The 18,148-nt window shown below is 67.1% G+C and carries 17 protein-coding genes and 1 pseudogene; 8 read left to right on the top strand and 10 right to left on the bottom strand.

What is annotated here, in order from left to right; all coding sequences use genetic code 11:
- Positions 1–27: 27 nt before the first annotated feature.
- The gene (gene penR, locus DCN14_RS11110; RefSeq protein WP_096501582.1) at positions 28–924 is read right to left on the bottom strand and encodes a beta-lactamase transcriptional regulator PenR; all 897 of its coding nucleotides are present in this window, start codon (positions 922–924) and stop codon (positions 28–30) included.
- Between the two features lie 116 nt (positions 925–1,040).
- Here penR and blaPEN-bcc point away from each other — a divergent pair, with 116 nt between their 5' ends.
- On the top strand, positions 1,041–1,937 hold the full coding sequence (blaPEN-bcc, locus tag DCN14_RS11105) for a PEN family class A beta-lactamase, Bcc-type (protein WP_096501580.1): 897 nt from the start codon (positions 1,041–1,043) through the stop codon (positions 1,935–1,937).
- A 485-nt stretch (positions 1,938–2,422) separates the two neighbouring features.
- Here blaPEN-bcc and DCN14_RS11095 read toward each other — a convergent pair whose 3' ends face one another.
- The 4 genes from DCN14_RS11095 to DCN14_RS11080 form a co-directional block, all read right to left on the bottom strand.
- Positions 2,423–2,623 (bottom strand): hypothetical protein, encoded by a 201-nt coding sequence (locus tag DCN14_RS11095; protein WP_096501576.1) that lies wholly within the window; start codon positions 2,621–2,623, stop codon positions 2,423–2,425.
- Between the two features lie 572 nt (positions 2,624–3,195).
- Entirely contained in the window at positions 3,196–3,594 is a 399-nt protein-coding gene (locus tag DCN14_RS11090) for an antibiotic biosynthesis monooxygenase family protein (RefSeq protein ID WP_096501574.1), read from the bottom strand.
- A gap of 229 nt (positions 3,595–3,823) precedes the next feature.
- Positions 3,824–5,194 (bottom strand): ATP-binding protein, encoded by a 1,371-nt coding sequence (locus tag DCN14_RS11085; RefSeq protein ID WP_096501572.1) that lies wholly within the window; start codon positions 5,192–5,194, stop codon positions 3,824–3,826.
- Positions 5,191–5,853: a response regulator gene (locus DCN14_RS11080; protein ID WP_096501570.1), complete on the bottom strand. Its 663-nt coding sequence runs from the start codon at positions 5,851–5,853 to the stop codon at positions 5,191–5,193. Before DCN14_RS11080 ends, DCN14_RS11085 begins: the two co-directional genes overlap by 4 nt.
- Before the next feature lie 225 nt (positions 5,854–6,078).
- On the opposite strand from DCN14_RS11080, the gene DCN14_RS11075 reads away from it, so the two are divergent.
- From DCN14_RS11075 to DCN14_RS11055, 5 genes are all read left to right on the top strand, one after another.
- Entirely contained in the window at positions 6,079–6,432 is a 354-nt protein-coding gene (locus tag DCN14_RS11075) for a NirD/YgiW/YdeI family stress tolerance protein (RefSeq protein WP_096501568.1), read from the top strand.
- A 55-nt stretch (positions 6,433–6,487) separates the two neighbouring features.
- Positions 6,488–7,348 carry a MurR/RpiR family transcriptional regulator gene (locus DCN14_RS11070; protein ID WP_096501566.1) on the top strand — a complete coding sequence of 287 codons (861 nt, stop codon included), beginning with the start codon at positions 6,488–6,490 and terminating at the stop codon, positions 7,346–7,348.
- A 199-nt stretch (positions 7,349–7,547) separates the two neighbouring features.
- On the top strand, positions 7,548–8,408 hold the full coding sequence (locus tag DCN14_RS11065) for an isocitrate lyase/phosphoenolpyruvate mutase family protein (RefSeq protein ID WP_096501564.1): 861 nt from the start codon (positions 7,548–7,550) through the stop codon (positions 8,406–8,408).
- A 336-nt stretch (positions 8,409–8,744) separates the two neighbouring features.
- Positions 8,745–9,011: a YodC family protein gene (locus DCN14_RS11060; RefSeq protein WP_096501562.1), complete on the top strand. Its 267-nt coding sequence runs from the start codon at positions 8,745–8,747 to the stop codon at positions 9,009–9,011.
- 143 nt (positions 9,012–9,154) lie between these two features.
- A complete protein-coding gene (locus tag DCN14_RS11055; RefSeq protein WP_096501560.1) occupies positions 9,155–10,336 on the top strand; it encodes a cytochrome P450 in 1,182 nt (393 codons plus the stop codon).
- A 15-nt stretch (positions 10,337–10,351) separates the two neighbouring features.
- Here DCN14_RS11055 and DCN14_RS11050 read toward each other — a convergent pair whose 3' ends face one another.
- Positions 10,352–10,678, bottom strand: coding sequence for a superinfection immunity protein (locus DCN14_RS11050; protein ID WP_096502013.1), 327 nt, complete (start codon positions 10,676–10,678; stop codon positions 10,352–10,354).
- 90 nt (positions 10,679–10,768) lie between these two features.
- Entirely contained in the window at positions 10,769–11,188 is a 420-nt protein-coding gene (locus tag DCN14_RS11045) for a rhodanese-like domain-containing protein (RefSeq protein ID WP_096501558.1), read from the bottom strand.
- Between the two features lie 111 nt (positions 11,189–11,299).
- Here DCN14_RS11045 and ftrA point away from each other — a divergent pair, with 111 nt between their 5' ends.
- The gene (gene ftrA / locus DCN14_RS11040; protein WP_096501556.1) at positions 11,300–12,256 is read left to right on the top strand and encodes a transcriptional regulator FtrA; all 957 of its coding nucleotides are present in this window, start codon (positions 11,300–11,302) and stop codon (positions 12,254–12,256) included.
- 296 nt (positions 12,257–12,552) lie between these two features.
- Positions 12,553–13,281 carry a hypothetical protein gene (locus DCN14_RS11035; protein WP_096502011.1) on the top strand — a complete coding sequence of 243 codons (729 nt, stop codon included), beginning with the start codon at positions 12,553–12,555 and terminating at the stop codon, positions 13,279–13,281.
- Positions 13,282–13,342: 61 nt separating this feature from the next.
- Here the strand turns inward: DCN14_RS11035 and DCN14_RS11030 are convergent, their stop codons facing one another.
- The 3 genes and pseudogenes from DCN14_RS11030 to tnpA form a co-directional block, all read right to left on the bottom strand.
- Entirely contained in the window at positions 13,343–15,682 is a 2,340-nt protein-coding gene (locus DCN14_RS11030; protein WP_096501554.1) for an Orn/Lys/Arg decarboxylase N-terminal domain-containing protein, read from the bottom strand.
- Positions 15,683–15,685: 3 nt separating this feature from the next.
- Complete coding sequence (adiC, locus tag DCN14_RS11025; protein WP_096501552.1) at positions 15,686–17,221, bottom strand: arginine/agmatine antiporter; 1,536 nt, start codon at positions 17,219–17,221, stop codon at positions 15,686–15,688.
- 523 nt (positions 17,222–17,744) lie between these two features.
- Positions 17,745–18,129: pseudogene (gene tnpA / locus DCN14_RS11020) on the bottom strand (IS200/IS605 family transposase).
- Positions 18,130–18,148 lie beyond the last annotated feature (19 nt).

Here is an 18,148-nt window from a genome sequence, read left to right as displayed (position 1 = left end):
ACATTTTCTGTGGACAAGCGGCGCCGGTCATTCGGCCGGTGTCGCGTCGGCTTCGGCCGCTTCCGCCGTGATCCAGTCGCGAAACAGCGTCATCGCGGGCGAGAGCGGCTTCGACTTCAACGACGTGAGCCAGTAGCCGCCCGCGCGCACGTCGATGTCGAGCGGGCGCGCGAGCAGGCCGAGCTGCAGTTCGCGCGCGAACATGCAGGCCGGCGCGAGCGCGATGCCCGCACCCTGCATCGCGGCCTCGACCATCAGCCGCGATGAATCGAACACCGGCCCGTTGACCGGCCACGGTTCGAGCCGCGCGGCGTCGAACCAGCCGAGCCATTCGTCGGTGCGGTACGAGCGCAGCAGCGTTTCGTTCGCGAGATCGGCCGGCTGCGCGAGACGCCGCGCGATTTCGGGCGCGCACAGCGCGGTGAGCGGCGCGTCGAGCAGGCGCTCGTTGCGCGTCGCGGGCCAGTTGCCCTCGCCGAAGCGGATCGCGAAATCGAGCCCTTCGGCCGCGAGGTCGACGACGTTGTTGTTGGTCCGCAGCCGCAGCTCGACGAACGGGTGCGTATCGCCGAACCGTTTCAGTCGTGGCATTAGCCAGCCTAGGGCAAAGGTGCCGACCGCGCCGAGCGTCAGCACCTCGTGGAAGCGTCCGCCCTCGAACTGCTTGAGCACGGTCTCGATCCGGCTGAACGCGTCGCTGAGCACCGGCAGCAGCGCGCGTCCTTCGTCGGTCAGCCCGAGGCCGCGCGGCAGGCGAGTGAACAGCGTGCAGCCCAGCCGCTCCTCGAGCGAGCGCACCTGCTGGCTGACCGCGGCCTGGGTCACGCTCAGCTCGAGGCCGGCGCGCGTGAAGTTCAGGTGGCGCGCCGACGATTCGAACGCGCGCAAGGCATTCAGCGGAAGATGAGGTCGGAGCTTGGTCATAAGAAATTCTTTTGTCAGCGCTCAATTATCGTTGCTTGTCAGGCAACCGTAAAGTCACGATAGTGCTGTCTCGCCGGCCGGCCGTTTTGCATCCATTCCACCACGAGAGACCTGACATGACCTACTCATCGCAACGTCGAACCCTGTTGCTGGCCGCGGCGACGGCGCCGCTCGTCCTGACTGTCGCCGCGTGCGCGTCGCCGCCGCCCGCCGCCGCGCAGGACGTGTCGTCGACGACGACGTTCGCCGCGCTCGAACGCGCGGCGGGCGGCCGCCTCGGCGTGTGCGCGATCGATACCGCGAGCGGCCGGCGCGCGCAGCATCGCGCCGACGCGCGCTTCCCGTTCTGCAGCACGTTCAAGACGATGCTGAGTGCGGCGGTGCTCGCGCAAAGCGTCGAGCGTCCGGGGCTGCTGCAGCAGCGCGTGATGATCGGGCAGGGCGATCTCGTCAACTACTCGCCGGTGTCGAGCAAGCACGTCGGCACCGGCATGACCGTCGCGGCGCTGTGCGAGGCGGCGATTCAATACAGCGACAACTCGGCCGCGAACCTGCTGATGAAGATGATCGGCGGACCGTCGGCGGTGACGGCGTATGCGCGCTCGATCGGCGACGACACGTTCCGGCTCGATCGCTGGGAGACCGAACTGAATACCGCGTTGCCGGGCGACCTGCGCGACACGACGACGCCGGCCGCGATGGCCGCGAGCCTGCGCGTGCTCACGCTCGGCGACGCGCTGCCTGCCGCGCAGCGCGCGCAACTCGTCGCATGGCTGCGCGGCAACAAGGTCGGCGACAAGCGGATTCGCGCGGGCGTGCCGGCCGGCTGGCAGGTGGCCGACAAGACCGGCACGGGCGACTACGGGACGACCAACGACGCGGGCGTGATGTGGCCGCCGTCGGGTGCGCCGGTCGTGCTGGTGGTGTACTACACGCAGGCGCGTGCCGATGCGAAGGCGAAGGACGACGTGATCGCCGCGGCCGCGCGCATCGCGGTCGCGACGTTCGGCTGAGCGGGCGGCGTGGCGCGGCGTGCGTGATCGAGCGGTCGATGCATGCCGTGCCGCTATCGTGACCGGCTCATCGAAACGTTGTGCGATCAACGACTTAGGTTAAGCGTGCTCAGGATATCCACATCCTTGCCAACAAAAATTGTGGACAAGCCCGCGAGCACGCGCGGCAGTCGTTGGACGAAGCTGCGTGCCCGGTTCGAAGCGGCGCGAACAAAGTCTTTCGGATCAAGCGCTTGGGTGCTGTATGCGCAGGCTATCCACACGCTTGCCAACACAATCTGTGGACAAGCTGGGCGGCCCGCACGGCATGCGGGCCGTGATGCCGCATGACGATGCGCGCGCACTGCGTTGCCCGCCGTGTGCCGCATTCGAAGCAGCGCGGACAAAGTCTTTCGGATCAAGCGCTTGGGTGCTGTATGCGCAGGCTATCCACATGCTTGCCAACACAATCTGTGGACAAGCCCGCGCCGTTGCCCGCAAGACGTTCAGCTCTGCCGATCGTCGACGTTGGGCCAGCGCGCGAACGCGAACACCCACAGCATGATGAAGTTCAGGATCGGGACGAACATCGTCAGGACCCACCAGCCCGAATGTCCGGTACGCCGAACGATGCGCACGTACGGATAGATGACGACGGCGACGAGCACGAGGGAAACGAGCAACTGCCACGCGGTGAAGTGTTCCATGATCTTCCTCGGAATGATGTGTCGTTGTGCGGTGCCGGCGGAACGGCCGGCCCGTTGTGCAGACGCGCGAAGCCGGTGACGCAGGGCCGTGCGCGGCTCGCGTGATCTTGACGCGCGGGATGCGGAGGCGTCAAGGCGCGGGCGGCGTGCGAGCGGTGCGCCGCTACCGCGCCGGATCGTCCGTTTGCGCGCGTGCGGCAGCCGCGCCCTGCCGAAACTGTGACGCGGCGCACGAATCGTTGGCCGATCAACGGGTTAGCGCATGCGTGCGCACGATATCCACAAGCTTGCCAACACAATCTGTGGGTAAGTATTGCGGCAGTCGAATCGTGCGTCGCCGCGGTGCCGGCGTGGCATCGTGACGCGAAGTGCGGCGAAGCGGCGCGTATGACGGGCCGGCCCGCGCCGCGTCTGCATCACCCGTGCCAAAGTCCATCGGATCAAGGGTTTAGCGCTGCGGTGCGCAGGATATCCACAAGCTTGCCAACATTTTCTGTGGAGAAGTCCGGGGGTGCGATCGGCCGGCATGACACGGGATGCAACGCGCGGTGCGCGCCGGCTCGCGCGTGCGCTCACGCGGTACAGATGCCGGCGACCGCGACCTTCCGGAACAAGTGCGGGCTCGCGACGGCCGACGACGGACAGGCCGAGCGTTTCGCGACGAACTCGGGACGCGTGAACGCGGCCCGAAACGCGTCCGTCGATTCCCGGATCGCGTAGTTGAAGTCGGTCGGACTGTCGCTGAGCGCGCGATGCAACTGGGTCGACATGAATCCCGGCTGCCGTTTCATGAACCCGGCGTCGTCCTTCCACACGGCGAGGAAATCCGCTTCGTCGGCCGGATCGAGCGTGAAGACGTTGACGAGCACGACGGGTTGCGCGTCGATGCCGATCTGTTTGAGTTTGAATATGCGGGATGATTTGACAACCCGTTTACTAAATAGACAACTGGTTGTCGAATTGAGCCGCATGGCGCCGATCGCGGACGGGAGTACGGGGGTACGGGAGAAAAGGGCGATTGTCGCGTCGACGCGTGCCGCGGTGTGACGCGGCCTGGCGCATTCACTGCGCACGGCCGCCAAATCCTTTCCGATCAATGGCTTGTCGTCGTTAGCGGCGGGTTGTCCACAAGCTTGCCAACACAATCTGTGGACAAGCCGCGCGCCTGGTGTGCGCCGACGCGCATCGGGTTGACGCGCGTCAGGCCGGCACGGGGAACCGCACCGTCACGGTCAGGCCGCGTCCGCCTTGCGTCGTGCCGAGCGCGACCGTCGCGCGATGCTGTTCGGCGATCCGCTTGACGATCGACAACCCGAGTCCGCTGCCCGACGACGTGACCGCCTGCGCGCCTTCGCCGCGATAGAAGCGTTCCCACACGTCGGTGCGCTCGGCTTCGGGGATGCCGGGGCCGTCGTCGGCGACTTCGAGCACGGGCGTTGCGCCATCGATGCGCGCGGACACGTCGATCCGCGCACCGTCGCCCGCGTAGCGGATCGCGTTGTCGACGAGGTTGTTCAGCAGCACGCGCAGCGTGTCCGCATTGCCCGCGGCCATCACCGGCGACGACACGATCGCGCCGAGATCGATGCGGTGTGCGTCGGCGACGCGCGCACGGTCGGAGACCACCGACCGGCACAGTGTGGCGAGATCGACGGGCGCGGACGCGGCGGCCTGCATATCGGGCTCGAGACGCGCGAGCGTCAGCAACTGTTCGGCGAGGTGGCCGAGGCGCGTCGTGCCGGCGTGGATCTGCGTGAGAATCTGCTCGCGCTCGTCGGGGCTCGCCGCGCGCCGCAGCAATTGCGACTGGATCGACAGCCCCATGATCGGCGTGCGCAGCTCGTGCGCGGCATCGGCGATGAAATGCCGCTGCAGCGTGAACGAGCGGTCGAGCCGCGCGAGCAGGTCGTTGATCGCTTCCGCGAGCGGGCGGACCTCGTTCGGCATCGACGCGACGTCGACCGGTTCGAGATTGTTTGCATTCCTGCGCTTCAACCCGGCCGCGATCGTGCGCAGCGGCCGCAGCCCCGCGCCGATGCCGAACCACAGCCCGATCGCGAGCACCGGCAGCATCGAGAACACCGGCCACAGCAGATGCACGGCGATGCCCGCGATCGCTTCCCAGCGTGCGTGGCGCGCCTGCGCGAGCCGGATCGTCGTGCCGCCGCGCTCGGTGACGTAGGTGCGCCACGGCTGGCCGTCGACGTCGACGCTCGCGATGCCCGTCTGCGCGGGCGGCGGCAGTGGCGAGTCGCGATCGGTCGAATAGACGAGCGTGCCGTTGCGCCATACCTGCAGCAGCACCGCGTCGGGGTCGTTTGCCTCGAAATCGTGCTTGCCGTCGCCTTGGTTGCGGAACGACAGCTCGCCGTTCGGGCCGACGACGATCTGCTTCGACATGCTGCGCATCTGGTCGTCGAGCAGGTCGTCGAGCTCGCGCAGCGCGCCCCAGTAGGTGCCCGCGCTCGCGGCCAGCCCGATTACGCAGGCCGCGGGCAGCAGCCACATCAGCAGGCGCCGCCGCAGCGACGCGCTGCGCCAGCGCACGATCGCCTGCTGCAGCCGCGTCATGTGCCGTCACCGATCCGGTAGCCGACGCCGCGCACCGTGCGGATCATGTCGTGGCCGAGTTTCTTGCGCAGGTTGTGGATGTGCACCTGCACCGCGTTGCTCTCGATTTCTTCGCCCCAGCTATAGAGCCGTTCCTCGAACTGTTCGCGCGAAATCACCGCGCCCGGGTCGCGCATCAGTTCGTGCAGCAAAACGAATTCCTTCGGCGACAGCGTGACTTCGTCGTCGTTGAGCCATACCAGGTGCTTGATCGGATCGAGGCGCAGCGGGCCGATCGCGAGCGTCGTTTGCGCGCGCCCCGCGTGGCGGCGGTTGACCGCGCGAATGCGGGCGAGCAGTTCCTCGAGCACGAACGGCTTGACGAGATAGTCGTCGGCGCCGCTGTCGAGGCCGGCGATGCGGTCCGGGATGCCGTCGCGCGCGGTGATGATGATGGCGGGCAGCGTTTCGTCGCGGCGGCGCAGCGACGCGAGCACCGACAGGCCGTCGCGGTTCGGCAGCCCGAGGTCGAGCAGCAGCAGGCCGTAGCCGGTCGAGCGCAGCGCGAGCGACGCGGCATCGCCGTCCTTCACCCAGTCGACCGCGAAGCCCTCTTGCCGGAGGCCCTGTTCGAGCCCGCTGCCGATCAGCGGATCGTCCTCGACGAGCAGTACGCGCATGGATTCGTGTCTCTTCGTGGGCGTGAGCGCCCGGGGTTCCCATGATAAGCGCAGGTGTCTTAGCCCCAGCTTAAAGGCGGCAGCCGGCCGGTATTTCGTACTTGTCCAATGCGGCACCGTGTCGCTTCTGCATCCCCTTCAGGTTTGCTTAATCTTACGGTCCGTAATCTCAGGCCGTCGCGCTCATCGAGGCGCGGCACCATACCGAAGAAGGAGAATCCGATCATGAAACACCTGGCCCGCATCCTGACCGTCGCGCTCGCCACGCTGCCCGCCGCCGTCTACGCGCAATACACGGGGCCGTCCACGCTGACCACCACCACCGTGAAGGAACTGCTCGCGAACGGCAAGGACGACCAGCACGTGCAGTTGCAGGGGCGCATCGTCAAGCACGTCGGCGGCGAGGATTACGAGTTCACCGATGCGACCGGCACGATCCGCGTCGAGATCGACGACAAGCTGTGGGCTGCCGGCCAGCCCGTCAGCGACAAGAGCGAAGTGAAGGTGACAGGCGAATTCGAGCGCAAGTGGTCGGGCCGCGTGAAGGTCGACGCCGACCACGTCGAAGTGCTGCGCTGAACGGTGCGCGCGGGGCCGGTGATACCATGAGCGACCGGTTCCCGTTCCCACCAAGATGGCCGCCACTTTCGATGAACTCGCGTCCCGGATCCGGGCGCAATTTTCCGAACTGAGCCCGCAATTCCAGGCGGGTGCTGCATTTCTGCTCGATCATCCCGACGAAGTCGCCACTTCGTCGATGCGCAAGGTCGCACAGCGCGCGCAGGTACAGCCTGCGTCGCTCGTGCGGCTCGCGCAGCAATTCGGTTTTCCCGGCTGGAACGAGCTGCGCGACCTGTGCGTCGCGCGCGTGCGTACGCGTCCGGAGCCGCTCACGCAGCGCGCGCGTTCGCTGGTGCGCCCCGACGCGAAGGCGTCGCTCGCGCACGACCTGCTCGCCGCGCAGCAGCACAATCTGGCGGCAACCGCCGCGCAGAACGAGCACGCGCTCGCGGACGCCGCGAAGCTGATCCGCAAGGCGTCGCACGTGCACGTCGCGGGGTTCCGGTCGTGCTATCCGGTCGCGTTCGGATTCGTGTACGGCTACCGGCTGTTCCGGCCGACCGTGTCGCTGCTCAACGGCGTCGCCGGCTCGCTCGAGATGGAGCTGCGCACGATCGCGAAGCACAGCGTGACCGTGGTCGTCAGCTTCGCGCCGTATTCGGCGGAAGCGACGCGCGTCGCGCAGGCCGCGAAAGCGCAGGGCAGCAAGATCGTCGCGATCACCGACAGCGCGGTGTCGCCGATCGCGCTGCATGCGGACGCGCAACTGATCTTCACGCACGACAGCCCGTCGTTCTTTCCGTCGCTGGTCGCCGCGCACGCGATGGCCGAGGCGCTGGTCGCGCAGTTGCTGGCGCTCGAAGGCAGCGACGCGATCGCAGCGCTCGAGCGCACCGAAGCCGAACTGCATGCGAAGGGCGCGTACGTCGTATGACCGCACCCGCGGCTTCGATCTCCCGTTTTCCCGAATCCTCCCGATGCAACCGACGACGCTCGGATACGCGGTGACCGACGCGGCCGCGAGCCGCGCCTGCGCCGCATCGCATGCGACGCGGCGACACTTCGGCTGATGCTGAAACGTCGCGTGCACGATGCGCGTAAGCTGACTCGTCAACCTCATTCGGGAGTCCGTGATGACCCGTTCAGACCTTCAAGTCCGCCACGCCGAAGCCTTCCGCGCACTGCACGCCCGCCCCGGCGCATTCATCATCCCGAACCCGTGGGACGCCGGCACCGCCCGGCTGCTCGCGATGGCCGGCTTCGAAGCGCTCGCCACGACGAGCGCCGGCTTCGCGTATTCGAGAGGGCTGCCCGACAACGCGATCGGCCGTGACGCGATGCTCGCGCACATCGCCGAGATCGCGGCGGCGGGCGGCCTGCCGGTGAGCGCCGATCTCGAGAACGGCTTCGACGACGCGCCCGAGACGGTGGCCGACACGATCCGGCTCGCCGCGCAAGCCGGCGCGGTGGGCGGCTCGATCGAGGACGCGACCGGTCGCACCGACGCGCCGATCTATCCGCACGACGCGGCGGTGGAGCGGATCGCCGCCGCCGTTGCGGCGGCGCGCGCGCTGCCATTCCCGTTCACGCTGACCGCGCGTTGCGAAAACTACCTGCATGGCCGCCGCGATCTGGCCGATACGATCGCGCGGCTGGTCGCGTATCGCGACGCGGGCGCCGACGTGCTGTACGCGCCGGGCCTGACCGATCCCGACGACATCGCGGCGGTCACGCGTGCGGTGAGCGCGCCGGTCAACGTCGTGATGGGGCTGCAAGGCGGGTTGCTGAGCCGCGATGCGCTCGCGGCGCTCGGCGTGAAGCGCATCAGCGTCGGCGGCGCGCTCGCCCGCGCGGCGCTTGGCGCGTTCCTGCGCGGTGCGACGGAAATGGCGCGCGACGGCACGTTCACGTTCGCGCAGGCGGCGGTGCCGGGGCGCGACCTCGATCGCTGGTTTGCCGCGCCGGACAATTCCCGCGTTCCGTTTGCGCAATGAGCATTCGGTAAAACCCGGGAACGTTTTCACGTTGAAAAGGAATTGACAGTAATCAAGCGAAATCGCCGTCGATTTAAAGTTCGATGACGGCGGAATTTACTTCGTTTATTCTCCGCACTCCAGCCGGTTATCCGGAGCCGGCGCGCAAGCCATGCCGGTTCTGGTGATCGGCGATCCGCCAAGTGTATTGATCGTACCTATTGTTGCGATTTCCCGACCGGTTTCTTTCGGTTTTATGAGTTGCCGTTTATTTTTCGGATGGGTAGTCTGCGATACAGTCAAATGTGCCGGCAGGCAGGCCGCCGGAAAATGAATATATAGAAAGTCGAGAAAGCGATGACGATTCGAGAGAATCCCGGCAGTAGCTTTCGCGTCGGCGATGTCGTGACGCTGAAAGCCGGCGGCCCGCGCATGACCGTCACCTATGCCGGGCCGGTCGTGTTCGACGATGCCGACTGGCTGATCTGCCAGTGGTTCGACGACAGCGGCCACTTCCGGCAGGAAATGTTCCACCACGAGGCGGTGGTGGCCGAGCCGCGCGCGATTTCGGCCGGGCGCGTTCGCATGCGCATGCAGGCGCACCGCTACCGGTCGGCGGCCTGACGCCGGTCGTTTCGTTACGGCGCCGCGCCGCGTGGCGTCTGCCGCCCGGGCCGTGCTGCACTGCCGCAGCCCACGCTGCCCTCACTTCGACATTTCACGCCAGTCCGAAACGTGCGGCCGCGCAGTGCGCCGATACTGCACGTATGAACCCGACCGATCCGATTGCCGCGGTGACGCACCGCGATCCCTATCCGTACTACGCGACGCTCGTCGACGGGCCGCCGCTCGCGTTCGATGCCACGCTCGGCCTGTGGGTCGCGAGCCGCGCGGCGAGCGTGATGGCCGTGCTCGGCCATCCCGCGTGTCGCGTCAGGCCGCTCGACGCGCCCGTGCCGCCTGCATTGCGCGGCACGACGGCCGGCGCGCTGTTCGGCGAACTGGTGCGCATGAACGACGGTGCGCTGCGGCACGACGTGCCGAAGCACGCGTTGCGCACCGCGTTCGCGCCGATCGATGCACACGCGCTGCGCGAGCGGGCCGCGCGGCTTGCCGGCAGCCGGCTGCGCGCGCCTTACGATGCCGACGCGCTGAACGCGTGGTGCCTGACGGTGCCCGTTTGTGCGGTCGCGGACCTGCTCGGTTTCGACGATACGCAGCTCGACGCGATCGCCGCGCGGGTCGTCGATTTCGTCGCTGCGTTGTCGCCGCTGTCGGACGACGCGGCGCTGGCCCGCGCGAGCGAGGCCGCGCGGGAATTGCTGGACCGGATGACCGAGCGCGTCGCGCACGCGCGTGCGCAGGACGGCTCGCTCGTCGCGGCGGTTCAGCAGGCGGCGCGCGACGCGGGCTGGCAGGCGAGCGGCGCACGGGTCGCGAATCTCGTCGGATTGTTGTCGCAAACGTGCGAGGCGACGGCCGCGTGGCTCGGCAACGTACTGGCGGCGTGGGATGCGACGGCGGCTCACCGGACGGCGCGCGGATGCGCGATGCCGGACGCCGCCGTGCTGGATGCATTCGTCGCCGAAGTCGGACGATTCGATTCGCCGGTGCAGAACACGCGCCGCTTCGTCGCATCGCGCACGACGATCGAAGGCGTGACCATCGACGCGGGCGCGGCGATTCTCGTCGTGCTCGCGGCGGCGAATCGCGATCCGGCCGTGCATCGCGACCCGCATCGGCTGCTGCCCGGCCGCGCGCCGGGGCCGAATTTCGGGTTTGGCACGGGGCCGCACGGCTGCCCGGGCGAGCGGATCGCGCGGGCCGTGACGGCGGGGGCGTTCGACGCGTGGTTGCGTGCGGGCGACGGGGCGCCGCGCGACAGGCTGGTGTGGGACTACCAGGCGTCGACCAACGTCAGGATGCCGAAATTCGGCACGGCCCGATAAGCGGGAAAACGGGGCTCAGCGGCAGCCTTGCTTCTCCGCCCATTGCTCCTGGGCGGCGACGCGGCGCTGCACGCGTTCGACGAGACCGGTCGAGAAGGTGCGCATGCTGATGCCGTGGCGCTTCGCGAGGATGGTTTGCGCGACATCGGCTTGCGGGTTCGGCTGAAACGCCCAGTACAGCGTCATCAGCCAGCCGATGCCCGTCCACGCGAACAGCGCGTTGAACATCGCGATCATCAGCTTGTCGCGCCGGCCGCGCCGGTCCGCGACGATGGCCGGAAAGAAATAGAGTGCGACCGCGGCGACCGAACCGGCAATATCAATCAAGACTGCGTCATGCATGTTGCTGCTCCAACCGAACTGCAATGAGACCGATTGTCGCGCTTTTTCCATTTGCGTGCAGACAATTGATTGTTGCGTTTTTAGTGACGATCAGCGCGCGTCGGCGCCTTCCGGCTGCCCATCGTTGCTCAACGCGAAACCTTCGTCCAGCCAGCCCGTGACGCCGCCGATCATCAGCTTCACCGGACGGCCCAGGCGCGCGAGCCGGATCGCCGCGCGTGCGGCGCCGTTGCAGTGCGGGCCCGCGCAATAGACGACGAACAGCGTGCCGGCCGGGTAGCCGGCGAGCTTGCCGGCGACGATCTTGCGGTGCGGCAGATTGCGGGCGCCGGGCACGTGGCCGCGCGCAAACAGGTCCGGACCGCGAACGTCGAGCAGCACGAAGTCGGGCGCGCCCGATGCAAGCGCGTCGTGCACGTCCCAGCAATCGGTCTCGAAATGCAGCGACGCGTCGAAATGGGCGAGGGCGGCGGCGCTGTCGGCGGCGGGGACGTCGGTGACGTAGGACATGGAACACGCTCCTGAAGGACGGTGCGAAGTGCACCGGAATACAGGGCAGTATCGCGGTTCGGCGGCCGTCGCGGCAGTGGCGCGATCGACAAGTTCCGGTAACATCGCGCCATGCACAATCATCTCGTCGTCGCGCTCGCCTACGATCGCCTCTGCACGTTCGAATTCGGCTGCGTGGTCGAACTGTTCGCGCTCGAGCGCCCGGAACTGGGCGTCGACTGGTATCGCTTCGCGGTCTGCGCGAGCGAGCCGGGGCCGGTGCGCGCGGCGGGCGGCATCACGGTCGCCGCGCCGTACCGTCTCGCGATGCTCGATCGCGCGGATACCATCGTGATTCCCGGCTGGCGCGATCCGGACGAATTGCCGCCGGAGCCGTTGCTCAGGAAGCTGCGGGCCGCGCATCGTCGCGGCGCGCGGCTTGGTTCGATCTGCTCGGGCGTGTTCGTGCTCGCGGCGGCCGGCGTGCTCGACGGGCTGACCGTCACGACGCACTGGCGCTATGCGGAGCGCCTGCAGGCGCGCTATCCGGCGCTGCGCGTGAACCCCGACGCGCTGTACGTCGACGAAGGGCAGGTGATCACGTCGGCCGGCTCGGCGGCGGGGCTCGACATGCTGCTGCATCTCGTGCGCCGCGATCACGGCGGCGCGATCGCGAATCGCGTCGCGCAGCGCCTCGTGCTGCCGCCGCATCGCGACGGCGGGCAGGCGCAGTTCGTGCCGCGCCCGGTCGCCCCCGGCGGCAGCGACCGGATCGCGAAGCTGATCGACTGGATGCGCGCGCATGCGGCCGAGCCGCACACGCTTGCGTCGCTGGCCGCGCAGGCCGCGATGAGCACGCGCACGCTGCAGCGCCAGTTCGTCGATGCGACGGGGATGTCGCCGCTCACGTGGCTGATCCGGGAACGCGTGAACGTCGCGAAGGACATGCTCGAAACGCATCCCGCGCTGTCGCTCGCGCAGGTCGCCGAGCGCGCGGGCTTCGGCTCTGAGGAGTCGCTGCGCCGGCATTTCCGGCGCGTCGCGGCGACGAGCCCCGCCGCGTATCGGCGCGGGATGGACGCGGCGTAAGATCGCAGGACGCTTGAGCGCCGCGTTGTCGCGCGGCGATGGCTTTCGTACGCGGCGGCGCACCGCCTGACCGGGGTATTCCGGACGAAAGCGGAACCTACATGATGCCCGGAGAGAACCCCGGATTCGGCTTCATGCGCGATGACGCGCACGTGTATTGCCACGACGGCCCGCTGCGCGTGGCGACGATGTTTCTCGCGCGTGACTTCATGCAGGCGCAAGATCGCCGGCATCGGCGGTCGCGGCCGGACGGCAGCATGCGCCGTTCATTCACCACAACGACAAGGAAAATCACCATGGGCCTGCTGGGAAAGCTGTTCGGAAAGAAGCCGCGTGATGAAGCGGCAACGCCCACGCCACGCCACGACGCGAACGAAGCAGGCGAAGCAGGCAACGCGAACGAGCCGAGCGCGCTCGACATCGCGCCGGAACTCGCACCCGCGCTGACGGCATTCCAGGCCGGCCGGCACGAGGCCGCGATCGCGGCCGCCGCCCCGCACGTGGAACGGCTGGCCGATGCGGCGCGCCTGTGCGCGCTGTCGTACTCGGCGATGAAGCGTTACCCTGAAGCGTTTCCTTGCTGGCTCGCGCTGTTCCAGCACGAGCCAAGCGCGCACAACGCGGTGCAGCTCGCGACGACGTCCGTGATGTGCGACGAAGTGGCGCGCGGCGAAGCGTGGATGGAGAAGGCGGCCGAGGTCAATCACGACACGAACGAGCAGTCGGACGTCGCCGCGCGCGTGAACTTCATTTCGGCGCTGATGCAAAGCGGCCACATGCGCGAAGCGCTGCCGCATCTTGCATGGGTGCGCGACGTGTACGGCCACGTGCGCATTACCGACTCGACCTTCCTGTACATGCGTGGCATCCCGTTCTTTTCGTCATTCCTCGAGAACAGTTTCGAGATCCTGAAGGCCACGCAGCCGGCCGATGCGATCGCGCCGTGGTACGGAGAACTGAAGGGCAAGCTAGACGAGGAAGGCGAAGCGCAGCTTGCCGCGTGGGTCGGTCGGTTGCCCGCCTGAGCGGCGGGCTGTCGCGCGTTGCGACGCCGGCCGCGTCAAGCCGGCGTCGCAACGCATTCGCTCACCGCGTGGCGGTGTCGTGGTCGGCCTGCCGGATGCACGCGATCCGGTACACGCCGTCCTCGACTTCGACGCCGTGCGTATCGTGCGTGAAGCCCGGGAAGCGCAGGTCGTACTGTTCGAGCGCTTTCAGGTAGCCGAGCAGCGGGCCGTCGGCCGGCCCCGCGTTCTCGCCCGGCATCAGCAGCGGAATGCCCGGCGGATAGGGCACGACGCCCGTCGCGACGGTGCGGCCCGCCATTTCCGACAGCTCCAGCATCTCGATGTCGTTGTGCACCAGATGCTCGAACGCTTCGGCGGGGCTGAAGTCCGGCTGCGGCAGCGTCGAGAAGCCGCGCGACATCATCTCGGTCGTCTTCAGGTCGCTCATCGCGCTGAACATCAGGTCGCACAGCTCGCGCAGCCCGAGCTTGCCGTAGCGCTCCGGATAGCGCGCGACGAGTTCCGGCAGCGCCTGTTCGAGCGGCGCGTTCGTGTCGTAGTCGCGCTTGAAGTCGAGCAGCGTGTTGACGAGCGTGCCCCACTTGCCCTTCGTCACGCCGAGCGAGAACAGGAACAGGATCGTGAAGTCGGTCGTCTTCTCGACGACGATGCCGTGCCGGTCCAGATACGCGGTGACGACCGACGCCGGAATGCCGATCGGCATCAGCCCGCCGTTCGGCGCGACGCCAGGCGTGACGATCGACACCTTGATCGGATCGAGCATGCAGTAGTCGTCCTCGATGTTGCCGAAGCCGTGCCACGTATCGCCCGGATGCAGCACCCAGCATGACGGATCGGTGGCGAGCAGCGTTTCGTCCGCTTCATGGAAGCGCACGCGCCGGCCCGTCTTGCGATCGGCGACGATGTCCGGCTGCCAGCCGTTGAAGAACCAGTCGTCGTTCTCCTCGCATTCCGCATGCAGCCGCGCGAGCATCCGGCGGAACGACACGGCTTCGCGGATCGCGTCGGTCGTCAGCGCCTCGCCGCCGGGGCCGTCCATCATCGCGGCGCTCACGTCGTTGGACGCGATGATCGCGTAGTTCGGCGACGTCGACGCATGCATCATGTACGCCTCGTTGAAGCGCGCATGCTCGATCGGATTGCGGCCGTCGCGGATATGGATGAACGACGCCTGCGACAGCGCGGCGAGCAGCTTGTGCGTCGACTGCGTCGCGAACACGGTCGGCTTGCTCGCGTCGTGCTGCGACGGATCGCCGTGCATCGCGTGACGGTCGCGGTAGATCGGGTTGAAGCGCGCATAGCCGTACCAGGCTTCGTCGAAATGCAGCCGGTCGACGCTCTGGCCGAGCAGTTCCTCGACGCGCGCGACGTTGTAGCAGAGGCCGTCGTAAGTCGAGTTCGTGATCAGCGCGTGTACCGGCGTCGGATCGATGCCGTCGCGGCCGCGCACCAGCGGGTTCGCGTCGATCGCGAGGCGCACGGCGGCGGCCGTGAGCCGTTCCGGCATGATCGGCCCGATGATTCCGTAATGGTTGCGCGACGGGATCAGGTAGGTCGGAATCGCGCCGGACATCGTCATCGCGTGCTCGGCCGATTTGTGGCAGTTGCGGTCGCACAGCGCGACCTGGTTGCGCGTGACGCTCGCCATCAGGATCACGCGGTTCGACATCGACGAGCCGTTCGTCACGTGATACGTGCGGTGCGCGCCGAACACGCGCGCCGCGTAGCGTTCGCTTTCGCCGATCGGGCCCGAGTGATCGAGCAGCGAGCCGAGTTCGCCGACCGAGATCGACAGGTCCGAGCGGAACAGCGCTTCGCCGAAGAATTCGAAATACGCGCGGCCGACCGGCGATTTCAGGAACGCGGTGCCGCCCGTGTGGCCCGGCGTGTGCCACGAGTATTCGTACACGCGCGAGAACTGCGCAAGCGCGCGGAACATCGGCGGCAGCACGGTTTCGCGGTAGCGTTCGATCGCGGCGACGATCCGCCCGCCGATGAACGCGGTGGTGTCTTCCAGCATCCAGATGAAGTCGTCGGCCTTGCGCATCGCATCGACCGGAATCGCGGCCGCGCTCGCGCGGCTCGCGAGCAGGAACACCGGCACCGTCGCATTGCGCGCGCGCATCGCGTCGAGCACGGCCTGCGCGGGCGCATGCGCGGGATCGTTGCCGAGCTCCCAGTTCAGCAGCAGGCACTGGATTGCGGGATCGGCATTGACGACGGCGCATGCGTCGTCGGCGGACGTCGCGATCACGACGTCGACGAGCCGCGTGCGCAATTCCTCGGCGAGCGCGGTGGCGGCGCGACCGGTGGCGGTGCGCTCGTCGATGTCGTGCTGCACGAGCAGCGCCTTCATGCCGAGGCGGCGGAACGCCGGTTGGGTCAAGGAAGCGGTCATCTGTTATTCCCCCGTTGGTTGAGTGGCCGGGATGCTTGCGGCGCCCGCGGCCGGCGAGCGTGCGTGAAGGAAGTCGGCCTTGTGCTGGCCCACGGAGATCCAGAAGGTCGCGACGAGCGCGACGATGGTCACGCCGAGCGCGAGGTAGCGCACCCAGCGCGGCGAGCGGCCGCCCGGATGGACGTGGGTTTCCTCGATTTCGCGCTGACGGTTGATCGACAGCTCGTAGAACACGATCGTCGCGATCACGAAGATCAGCGACCAGCGCGTCTGCTGGCCGTCGGAGCCGACCATCGCCCACAGCGAATAGACGGCGCCGATCAGGCCGACGATCGTGTAGAAGGTGAACTGGTGCGACGGCATCTTGCCGTAGCCGAGCACCTTGATCGCGATGCACGAATAGATGTACGGCAGCAGCGTCATGATCACGGCGATCGACGCGATCTTGCCGAACTGCTCGCTCGCGCTCGGCGACATCGTCGCGAGCACCTGCACCGACATGATCACCGCGACGATCGCGAGGCCGGCCGACGGCACGTTCTTCGAGTTGACGCGCGCGAACACGCCGGCGAACAGGCCGTCGTCGGCCGCGGCCTTCGCGGTCTGGCCGACCAGCAGCGTCCAGCCCGCGAGCGAGCCGAGGCAGCCGAGCGCCGCGCAGATGGCCACCGCGTTGGCGGCGGTGTTGCCGAGCGCGAGGCGTGCGGCATCCGCGAACGGCGCGCTCGACGCGAGCAGCGCCTTGTTCGGGATCATCCCCATGATCACGGTCGAGCTGAGCACGTAGCAGACGGCCGCGAGCACGACGCCGCCGACGGTCGCGATCGGCACGTTGCGCGACGGGTTCTCGACGACGCCGGCCGACACCGATGCGCTTTCGACACCGATGAACGCCCACAGCGTGAAGTTCAGCGTCGCGCCGATCGCGCTGAAGCTGCTCGCGCCCGACACGTTCCAGCCGGCGAAGTACACGTCCTTGCTGAACCAGAACCAGCCGAACACGGCCATTCCGAGGATCGGCACGAGCGCGAAGATCGTCGTGACCGACTGCACGCGGCCGACCACGTTCGGCCCGAGGATGTTCGCGTAGGTGAACAGCCAGATCACGAAGATCTGCGCGAGCGCGAACACGAGCGGGTCGTGCAGGACCGGGAAGAAGTGCGTCAGGTAGCCGAGGCCGGCGACCGCGAGGCCGACGTTGCCGAGCACGTTCGCGAGCCAGTAGATCAGGTTGGTCTGGTAGCCGATGTACGGGCCGAACGACTTGCGTGCATACGCATACGGGCCGCCGGCGGCCGGGTCGATTGCCGCGAGCTTCGCGAACACCAGCGCGAGCGACACGGCGCCGACCACGGTGATCAGCCAGCCGAAGATCGCGATGCCGCCGGTGGCGGCGAGGTTCGCGGGCAGCATGAAGACGCCGGAGCCCATCATGTTGCCCGCGACCATCAGCGTGGCGGGAATGACGCCGATTTTCGGCGCGGAAGCCGCGGCCGGCGCGGCGGTGGAACGGGAGGAGGACGAGCTGGCATCGGACATGCGAGGCTCCTGGAAAAGACGTGATGCGGTTGAGGTGGCGCGGCCCGGCGCCGAGCGACGATTCCGGAATGGATCGTCGTTTTATTAAGCGACGCCATGTTATCTCGTTAATCGGATCGTGTAATGGAAAACGCCGAGATTTAATTCGCCAAATGTTGATGGATGTCATTGAAATTCGGCGATGGGTGGTGCGGTGGGGCGTTCGTCAAGACTGGCGGGGGTTTGCGGCGATGGTGCCGGTAAATCGAAATTCGAATCGGCCGGTTTTTGGTGAATAATTTATTTTTGACGAATTGGTTAAATCATCTCGTGATGTAAATAATGGGGCGATTCGTTTTCGAATTCGCCGGGTATTATCTGGCGCATTAAACCTGTCAGTGCGTCGCCGCACCTGATGATTGCTCCTTCCGAAAGGTGATGCCGATGCTGCCTTCCCGTTTGCCGTTGATCTGAATGCGCGTCAAACCTCATTCTTCAGGACGAGGAAGGATAGCGCGGACGCCGTAGGCGTCCTTTGTGGCTGCTAATGCGGTTCGATGTATTGGCGGACGATTTCGATAGGCGCTCCGCCACAATTTCCCGCAAAGCAAGACGGAGACCACAGCGCCCCGCCCCACGACTTTTTCCGAATGCGGGCGCATTCTGCCGGTTCATGCGACTTGAGACGCCGTTGAAGCTGTTCACCAGCGACGGCACGGAATCCTTGGGCGGGTAGTGCACCAGCAGGTGTACATGGCCGTCCGCACCGTCGAACTTCACCCGTTCGGATTCGAAGTCCAGACAGACACTGGCGAAGATGCTGCGCATGTCGTTCAGCATCTCCGTGGTAAGCACATTGCGCCGGTGCTTGTGGTCAGGAAGACCACATGCACACGGATCAGAAAGACGCAATGGCGACCACGTCGAATGGCTTGACTCTCGCTTGTG

Origin of the sequence: Burkholderia sp. IDO3 (assembly GCF_003366075.1) — a bacterium.
Classification (GTDB): domain Bacteria; phylum Pseudomonadota; class Gammaproteobacteria; order Burkholderiales; family Burkholderiaceae; genus Burkholderia; species Burkholderia anthina.
The sequence above is the reverse complement of the archived record's forward strand: the minus strand, read 5'-3'. Positions and strand labels throughout refer to the sequence as shown.